Source organism: Streptacidiphilus neutrinimicus (genome assembly GCF_000787815.1).
Lineage (GTDB): Bacteria > Actinomycetota > Actinomycetes > Streptomycetales > Streptomycetaceae > Streptacidiphilus > Streptacidiphilus neutrinimicus.
The window spans coordinates 1-8,284 of sequence record NZ_BBPO01000086.1; the positions used below are offsets into that span (position 1 = coordinate 1).

At 73.5% G+C, this 8,284-nt stretch carries 9 protein-coding genes; 5 read left to right on the forward strand and 4 right to left on the reverse strand.

The window, feature by feature from the left end; all coding sequences use genetic code 11:
- The first annotated feature begins 494 nt into the window (after positions 1–494).
- On the forward strand, positions 495–1,730 hold the full coding sequence (locus TR48_RS33220; protein ID WP_042374162.1) for a YncE family protein: 1,236 nt from the start codon (positions 495–497) through the stop codon (positions 1,728–1,730).
- Between the two features lie 46 nt (positions 1,731–1,776).
- Here the strand turns inward: TR48_RS33220 and paaI are convergent, their stop codons facing one another.
- Positions 1,777–2,109 (reverse strand): hydroxyphenylacetyl-CoA thioesterase PaaI, encoded by a 333-nt coding sequence (gene paaI / locus TR48_RS33225; RefSeq protein ID WP_042374186.1) that lies wholly within the window; start codon positions 2,107–2,109, stop codon positions 1,777–1,779.
- A gap of 340 nt (positions 2,110–2,449) precedes the next feature.
- On the reverse strand, positions 2,450–4,741 hold the full coding sequence (locus tag TR48_RS33230) for a GH92 family glycosyl hydrolase (protein WP_152628320.1): 2,292 nt from the start codon (positions 4,739–4,741) through the stop codon (positions 2,450–2,452).
- Between the two features lie 260 nt (positions 4,742–5,001).
- Here TR48_RS33230 and TR48_RS33235 point away from each other — a divergent pair, with 260 nt between their 5' ends.
- Positions 5,002–5,370, forward strand: coding sequence for a SpoIIAA family protein (locus tag TR48_RS33235; protein ID WP_042374189.1), 369 nt, complete (start codon positions 5,002–5,004; stop codon positions 5,368–5,370).
- Between the two features lie 76 nt (positions 5,371–5,446).
- Here the strand turns inward: TR48_RS33235 and TR48_RS33240 are convergent, their stop codons facing one another.
- On the reverse strand, positions 5,447–6,337 hold the full coding sequence (locus TR48_RS33240; RefSeq protein ID WP_042374163.1) for a hypothetical protein: 891 nt from the start codon (positions 6,335–6,337) through the stop codon (positions 5,447–5,449).
- 222 nt (positions 6,338–6,559) lie between these two features.
- Between TR48_RS33240 and TR48_RS33245 the strand changes: the two genes are divergently transcribed.
- The 3 genes from TR48_RS33245 (at position 6,560) to TR48_RS33255 (ending at position 7,572) form a co-directional block, all read left to right on the forward strand.
- On the forward strand, positions 6,560–6,916 hold the full coding sequence (locus TR48_RS33245) for an ArsR/SmtB family transcription factor (RefSeq protein ID WP_042374164.1): 357 nt from the start codon (positions 6,560–6,562) through the stop codon (positions 6,914–6,916).
- 5 nt (positions 6,917–6,921) lie between these two features.
- Positions 6,922–7,125 (forward strand): DUF6126 family protein, encoded by a 204-nt coding sequence (locus tag TR48_RS44575; protein WP_042374165.1) that lies wholly within the window; start codon positions 6,922–6,924, stop codon positions 7,123–7,125.
- 72 nt (positions 7,126–7,197) lie between these two features.
- Entirely contained in the window at positions 7,198–7,572 is a 375-nt protein-coding gene (locus TR48_RS33255) for an STAS domain-containing protein (RefSeq protein ID WP_042374166.1), read from the forward strand.
- A gap of 52 nt (positions 7,573–7,624) precedes the next feature.
- On the opposite strand, the gene TR48_RS33260 is transcribed toward TR48_RS33255, so the two are convergent.
- On the reverse strand, positions 7,625–8,284 hold a 660-nt coding region (locus TR48_RS33260), incomplete at its 5' end, for a G1 family glutamic endopeptidase (protein WP_052443261.1).

The window sequence follows — 8,284 nt, forward strand, 5'->3', positions numbered from 1 at the left end:
CTGCGGGACCGCCCGCACCCGCCGCCCGGCGCGCCGGGCCCGGCCGGGCGCCCCTTCGGCAGCGTCCGCCCGCGGCGTCCGCGCGTCGTCGTCCGGCCCCCGGCGCCCCAGTACTTCGGACATCCCAGGCCACCTTCGTCGGCCGTTCCTCCATCGTCGCACGGGCGCACGGACCCGGCCGCTGTGACCCTTCGACGGCCCTTCGACCACCAGAGGCTCGTCCACGAACGGTGTCGCGCGCCCCTGCCCCCGCCGACCGCTCGCGACGGACTCCTTCCCCGATGACCGACGCGGTCCGCCGGACCGGCCCTGCGCCGGGTCCGCCGCGAGCGGCGCGCATACCGGCGCGCCTGCGCTCCGCCGACGGCCCGCCACCTTTCCCTGCCGGCGCGGGATTTCCCCCGCACGCCTCTTGGCTCCTGCGCCCGGACTCCTTACCGTCGAGTAGCCAACAAGGCTTGAGGTGAGCACTCCAAAGACGCCGGGAGGCATCCATGCGGGCGATCGGCACCTTACGCAGCGCCGTCGTGGCGGTGAGCGGCGCGCTGTTGCTCGGCGCGGGGCTGGCCGGGCCGCCGGTCGGGGCCGCGCAGGCGGCCCAAGCCGTCAGCCCGGCAAGCGGGTTGCGGGACGTGATCGTGGTGGGGAACAGTCAGGCCGGGACGGTCAGCTTCATCGACGCCCACACCTTCGCCAATCTGGGCTCGCTGAACGTGACCGCCGACGCCCAGCAGGTCATCGCGCAGATGGACCCGATCCAGTGGGCCGGCTTCCAGACGGTCACCTCCGTCGAGGGCGGCAACCGCTGGGTGGACGACGCGCAACTGTCGCCCGACGGCCGCACCCTGTACGTCTCGCGCGGCAACCTGGACGACGTGGCCGCCTACGACATCGCGACCGGCAGGCAGCTGTGGCGGACTCGCCTGGACGGCTTCAAGGCCGACCACGCCGCGCTCTCCCCCGACGGCGCCCGGTACGTCGTCTCGGCGACCACCGCGCAGAAGGCGGAGGTGCTCGACACCGCCGACGGCAGCGTCGTCGGCTCGTTCCCGACCGGCACCTATCCGCACCAGAACGACTACTCCGCCGACGGGCGGTACATCTACAACTCCAGCATCGGCGTCACCTCGCTGCCGCAGTCGTTGGAGTGGGCCAAGGGGACGTTCCAGCTCACCAAGGTCGACGCGCGCACCCTGCAGGTCGTGCAGACCTGGCTGTTCCCGCACGGGATCCGGCCCAACGTCATCGAGCCGGACGGACGCACGATGTTCACCGACCTGTCCTACCTGAACGGCTTCGCCCAGTTCGACCTCGCCACCGGCCGCCAGGTGCGGACGTTCCCCATGCCCTACAGCGCGGCGGGCGCGGCGCTCAGCCCCGACAGCTACCCGCAGAACTCCGCGCACCACGGTCTCGCGCTCTCCGGCGACGACTCGCGCGTGTGCGACGCGGGCACGATCGACGACTACGCCGCGATCCTCGACGCCGCCGACGGCTCGACCGTCGGCACGGTCACCTACCCGACCGGGAGCCTCCCGTACTGGGCGACCAGCAGCGCGGACGGTTCGCTCTGCTTCGTCTCACTCAGCAAGGCCGGCGCCGTCTCGGTGATCGACTACGCGACCGGCAAGGAGCTCGCCCGCGTGCCCGTCGGGGTGTTTCCGCAGCGTGAGCGCACCGGCGCCATCGACCCCGCCGCACTGCCGGACCTGTCCCCCTCGGCGGGCTGAACCGTCGCCCGCCTCCGCGTCGCCGGAGCCGGCCGCCGCCCGGGGCTCAGGACCTGAGACTCCGGCTGCGGCCGCGGAACTCGGCGACGACCTCCTCGCCGCGGCGCACGGTCACGTCGTAGACGCCGCTGCGGCCGTAGCGGGTGCGCTCCTCGGCCGTCGCGACGAGTTCGTCGCCCTCCCGGACCTGCGCGACGAAGACGATGTCGGCGCCCGCGGCCACCGTGACGGGGCCGTGGGTGTTGCACGCGCACGCGAAGGCGCTGTCGGCGAGCAGGAAGACGTAGCCGCCGTGCCCGATGCGGTGGCCGTTGACCATGGCCGGGGTGACCTTCATGCGCAGCACCGCACGGCCCGGCCCGACCTCCTCCAGGTGGATGCCGAGGGCGGCCGATGCCGAGTCGGCGTCGAAGAACGCCCGCGCGGCGGCGAGGCCCGCCGCGACGGCGGCGGCCGTGTCGGTGCTGTCGGAATGCGTCGTACCGGTCATACCCGCAGGCTATCCGGCGCGAGCCCGGCCTTGGCCAGCCTGCCCGGCGGGTGATCCGGTTGTCCCGCCCCTGCGAACGGCGCAGGATCAGGGCTCGTGACGAGTGACGCCCCCGCGCCCGCCCCGACCACTTCCTCCCTTCCGGCCGCCGACGGCCGCCGCCCGCACCGCCTGGGTCGAGCCCGACCTCGCCCCCTTTCCCTGGCAGCACGCCTGAGGAAGGGGCCGGTCAGGGGTACTCCGGCGGCCCGTCGGACGGGCCGGTGCCCCAGGACGGAGAAGTCTCGCCGGTGAGGGCGAAGTCGAGGCTGCCGGTCGTGAGGGCGTCGGCCCAGGTGCGCCGACTGTCGCGGCCGTCGCTGGTCAGCCCGGCGATGTGGTCACCGGAGCCGCGCGTGGTGATGGTCAGGTCGCCGCGACCGGGCCGGTGGACGACGGCGCGCGGGAAGAGCGGCGTCGACAGCACGAGCGTCGTGGTGCCCGGGGTCTCCGGGTAGAGGCCGAGCGCGGCCCACACGTACCAGGAGCTGAGCGCGCCGAGGTCGTCGTTGCCGGGCTCGCCGTCGGGGCTGTCCGCGTAGAGCTGGTCCATGATGGCGCGCACGACGCTCTGGGTGCGGGCGGGGCGGCCGGTGCTGTCGTAGAGCCAGGGGGTGCCGATCCCGGGCTCGTTGCCCTGCCAGTGGTACGGGCGGCCCGGGCCCGCGTTCAGCTCGCGGAAGTACCGGTCGAGCCGGTCGCTGGTCGAGCCCGGACCGCCGAGCAGCCGGACCAGGGCCGGGAGGTCCTGCGGCACCATCCACAGGTACTGGGCGGCGTTGCCCTCCTGGAAGCCGTCCTGCGCCTGCCCGTCGCGCAGGTCCCCGAGCGCCGGCCCCGGCGGGAACGCCCCGGCGGGGTCGCGCGGGCGCAGGTAGCCGGTGTCCGGATCGTAGAGCCTGCGCCAGTTGCGGGCGCGGTCGCGGAACCTGGCCGCCGTGTCGCCGTCGCCGAGGGCGGCGGCCAGCCGGGAGACGGCGAAGTCGGCGACGGCGTACTCCAAGGTGGTGGACGCGCCGTTGTGCACGTGGGAGGTGGAGTCCTGACGGTCGTTGGGCACGTAGCCCAGCTTCAGGTACTGGTCCTCGCCGGGCCGCTCCGTGTACCAGCCCTGGCCGCGGTGACCGCCGAGGTCCTCCGCCCCGTGGACCATCAACCGCAGCGCGTGGCGCACGTCGAAGCCACGGTCGCCGAGGGCGCCGATCTCGGCGATCATCGAGTCGGCCGGGTCGCCGTTCATCACGCCCGTGTAGCCGTCGGCGTAGGGCCACTTGGGCAGCCAGCCGCCCTGGTCCGCGTCGGCGAGCAGGGAGGCGGCAAGGTCGTCGGCCCGTCCGGGGAAGAGCAGTGCGAGCAGCGGGACCTGGCAGCGGTACACGTCCCAGCCGGAGATGTTCGCGTACTGCACGTGGCCGGGTGCGACGCGGTGGATCCGCCCGTCGAAGCCGGAGTAGCGGCCGTCCACGTCGCTGAAGGTGTCCGGGTGGAGCAGGGAGTGGTAGAGCGCGGTGTAGAAGACGGTCCGCTGCGCGCGCGTCCCGCCCCCGACGTCGATCGCGTCGAGCGCGTCGCGCCAGGTCGCGCGCGCCCGGTCCGCGACGGTCCCGACGTTCCAGCTGTCGGCCTCGGCGTCCAGGTTGGCCCGTGCGCCGTCCTCGCCGACCCAGGAGACGCCGGCCTGCATCCGCACGCGCGGCTCGCCTCGCGTGTCGAAGGTGAGCGTCGTGCCCGGCACCGGGCCGTGCGACGAGGCCCGCCACCGGGCGGACCGGAACGGCCGGTCGAAGCGGAGCACGAAGTGCAGCGTGGAGGCGTGCGGCGTGCTGCAGAAGTGACCGGAGGTCACCTGCCCGGCGAGTTCGCGCTCGTTGACGACCCTGACCGTCGCGCGGGTGCTGGCGGTCGCCCCTCCGGCGACGTTGACCAGCAGCGCCACGGACGCGCGCCGGGGGTAGGTGAACTGCGCCATGCCGGTCCGCGTGGTGACGCTCAGTTCGGTGCGCACCCCGTCGGCGGTGACGGCGTAGTAGCCGGGCCGCGCGGTCTCCTGCCGGTGGTCCAGTGGCACCCGCGCCGACTGCGGCGTCTCCGGCGCGAGGCCCGGCAGCGGCAGCACGGGCACGTCCCCGGCGGCGGGGCACCCCGGGCCGGACAGATGCGTGAGGCTGAAACCCGTGATCTGCCGGTCCCCGTACGCGTAGCCGCCGCCGTCCGGCCGGGACGGCGTGTCGGGGCTCCACTGCACCATCCCGAACGGCGCGGAGGCGCCGGGGAACGTGTCGATCCGCCCGACCCACCGCCCGCCCTCGCCGGTGCCCACGAACGGATCCACGTCCGCCGTCGGGTCCGCCCCCTCCTCCAGGGCGACCTGCCGCCCCGCCCCGGCCCACCCCTGCGGCGTGCCGTGCGCGGGAGCTCCCGCTCCCGCCATCACGACCGCGACCGCCACCGCTCCGGACACGGCAACGCGACCGAACCGCACGCGCACCCCTCCCTCTCCCGCTCTCCCGCGCTCCGGGCTGACGTCCCGTCATACCCTGGATTTCGCACAGTAGGTCGCGGCCCGGACCGCCCCGGAAGCCACACCGTCGCGCCACGCCGCCTCCCCCGATCGTGTAGCCGCGTTGACCTGTGTGGCCGCACCTCGACGGACACGCCCTCCCTCCGCCGCCCGCGCAGTCGCTCGGCGTGGAGGATGTCCCGTGCTGCCTGCGGAGCCACCTCGTCGGATCGGAGTACGCCGTGATCGAGAAGCTGGAGAACCTGCCGGAGGGCGTCATCGGGTTCAAGATCCACAGCCGCCTCTCCGGCGAGGACTACGAGCAGGTCCTCTCCCCCGCCCTGGCCTCGGCCGCCGAGGCGGGACCGATCCGCTGCGTCCTGGTCATCGAGGAGTTCCACGGCATGACCGCCGACGCCCTGAAGGACGACGTCAAGCTCGGCCTGGAGCACCTGCGCGGCTGGAAACGCATCGCCGTCGTCACCGACATCGCCTGGATCGGCAACCTCACCAACCTCTTCGGCTGGATGATCCCGGGCGAGACGAAGGTCTTCCCCCTCTCCTCCCTCCCCTCCGCCACCGCGTGGGCCGCCGCCCCGTCGGCCACCTGAGCCTCGTCTCCTGCCCTCGCTTCGACGAGCCTCGGGCGGTCGACCGCGCGCCCGGCCCTCCGCGCCTTCGGTCAGGTCACTTCAGGGTGACGATCTTGTGCATCCCCAGCACCGCGTGCGGGATGCCGTTGCGCTCGTCGGGGACCTCGCAGAGCAGCACGTAGCGCCCGGGCTGCAGGCCGTGCGCCTGCACCGAGGCCGTGTGGTCGGCGGACAGCGCGCCGAGCCCGGTGGCCGGCCCGGTGAACGGCGACCGGGCCGGGCGGCCGAGCTGCCGGTTCCGCAGGTACCGCGCGATCTGGTCCTCGGTGGTGTCCGCGCCGATCGGCCGCAGCTCCATCTCGTGGATCTGGTCGGACTGGTCGTGCACCAGGTAGGCCAGGTGCGCGTGGTCGACGTCCTCGGTCTGGAAGCGCAGGCCGTGCTCGATCACGATGCCGTCGTCGAAGCGGGCCTGGTTGACGCTCGGGCCGTTGGTGCCCGCCAGGGTCAGCAGTTTGGCGACGGGGTGGGCCGGGTCGTTGCGCAGTGCGGTGAGGTCGAGCAGGTAGACCGGGCCGGGCGTGATCTCCTCGGTGATCTGCTCGTGCACCTGTGAGGTGACAAGCGCTCCGCCCAACAGGTCCGCCTCCCGGTTCACGGCCCGAATCCCCTCGGCCGCGGTGCGCGGGCGAGAGCTGACGGCCTTGGCGAGGTCCCGGTAGACCTGCTCGGGCGTCACGCCGCCGTGCGGGCGCAGCACCTGGAGCCGGCGGCCGTTCGCGTCGTCCGTCTTGACCCGGAAGCTGACCAGGCCGCCCTTGGCCGTGTCCGGCGCCTGGATGCCCGAGGCCCCGATGCCGACCTCGATGGGGTGGTCCTCAGGCGAGGCGGCCCCGGCCACTCCGCTCGCACCGAGGCTGGTCGCCAGTGCGAGGGCCGAGACGGTCGCGGTCCGGGCCAGCCTTGCGAAAACGCGCTCCGACATGGAGATCCTTCCGACGGGTTGTCACCGACGCGAAGCATCCCCCGCAGCTGACCGCCCGTGGCACCGAAAGGCAACCGTTCGCCCTATCGGTTCAGCGGACCACCGGCTCGGCGGCACAGGTTGCCGAATTGAAGATTTCTTCAATTACTGCGATGCTTCCGTCCATGCCCGGCGGTCAGGCGTCGGGTGAGTGCGCGTGTGCGCAGGGAGGAGTGCGGGGCGGTGCCGGTTCCGCTGTACCAGGCGAAGGCGGAGTTCTTCCGGATGCTCGGGCATCCCGTGCGGATCCGGGTGCTGGAGCTGCTGCAGGACGGCCCGATGCCGGTGCGCGAGCTGCTCGCGAACATCGAGGTCGAGCGGTCGAACCTGTCGCAGCAGCTGGCCGTGCTGCGGCGGTCCGGGATCGTGACGTCGGTGCGGGAGGCGGACACCGTGGTGTACTCCCTCGCCGGGCCGGACGTCGCCGAGCTGCTGGGCGCCGCGCGGCGGATCCTTACCGAGCTGATCGCCGGCCAGCAGGGGCTGCTCGACGAGCTGCGCGCGACCCCGTCCGTCGGCGCGCTGTCCCGGGGACGGTGAGCGCCGTGGCCGAGGAGAGCCTCCGGAGGTCCGCCGAGGCCGTGTCGGGTCCCGCAGCCGTCCCCGCGCCGCGGGAGGACGGCACGGAGGGGAGCGGCCGCAAATCGAACAAGGGGGTATGGATCCGTGCGTTCATCTACGTCATCGGCTTCCACGTTTTCGCCGCGTTTGTGATGCTCCTCTTCTACGCCGGTTCGCACCGCCACTGAACGCCGCGTGCCCCGCACCCCCGCCCCACGTTCCGCCCCACGCCCGTCCCACGCCGTCAGAAGGAGCCGTCGATGACGATCCAGTGGCACCTCACCACCCGACCGGCCGCGGACGTGCTCCAGGTCACGGGGTACCTGGGGGACGACGCCGTCACCCGCTTCAGCGGGGCCGTGGGCTGGGCCCTGGCGCGCGGGCAGGGGCCGCTGCTGCTCGACCTGTCGCGACTCAAGGGCTGGTCCGCGGGTGGGCGGGACGCCGTCGCGGAGGCGGCGAGGCGCCTCGCCGAGGACGGCCGGCGCCTGGAGCTCGTCGCCGGCCCCGGCGACCCCGCCCTGCCGCCGCCCGAGGGCCTCACCACCCACCCGGATCTCGCCGCCGCCCTCCACGCACACTCCGGACAGCCGGCGGAGGGCGAGGTCTGGCACAGCTGCCAGTGGGACGCCTGAGCAGCGGTCCGCACGTCGGCAGCCCCGTCGGCACCCCGGTCGGCGCCGTCCGTCAGTAGCGCACCGTGCCGGGGCGCGTCCCGGCGGGGTGCCCGGAGGCCGCGGCGGCGCCCGAGGCCGGGACGAGGGAGAAGGAGCCGCCGTTCAGCGGCGTCTCGGTGTACTGCCCGCTGTCGATGGCCTGCGGCGAGAACGCGTCGAAGCTCTGGCCGTTGACGGTGACGCCGCTGAAGTCGAGCTGGTCGAAGGACGGGTAGCTCCCGCTGGGCGACTCGATGACCGCCTCCGCGCTGACGTCCTGCGCGTCGAGCCGCTGCTGGGTCTGTTCGGTCCACCCGGCCGTGTTGTCCGTGAGGGTGAGCGTGTAGGCGCCGGAGCCGTCGGTGGTGACCGAGCCGGTCAGGGAGTCGCCGACGGAGACCGGGTCGTTCCAGTAGACCGGGTCGGCCGGGTACATCTCGTACCAGGCGGAGAGCACCGGCGCGCCGCTGGAGCAGTCGACCTGGACGCCGGTCTGCTCGACGGTCTGCGAGCCGTAGCCGTCGATGCCGACCCAGGGGGCGAACAGGTCGTTACCACTGTCGCAGGTGACCTGCGGCATGGTCCAGGAACCGCTGATGCTGCGGAAGTCGCCGCCCTGGGCGACATAGCCGCCCCAGACGCCGCCGGCGAACGAGGGGCCGTGGTGGTGCCGACCGGCGGGGGTCGCCCC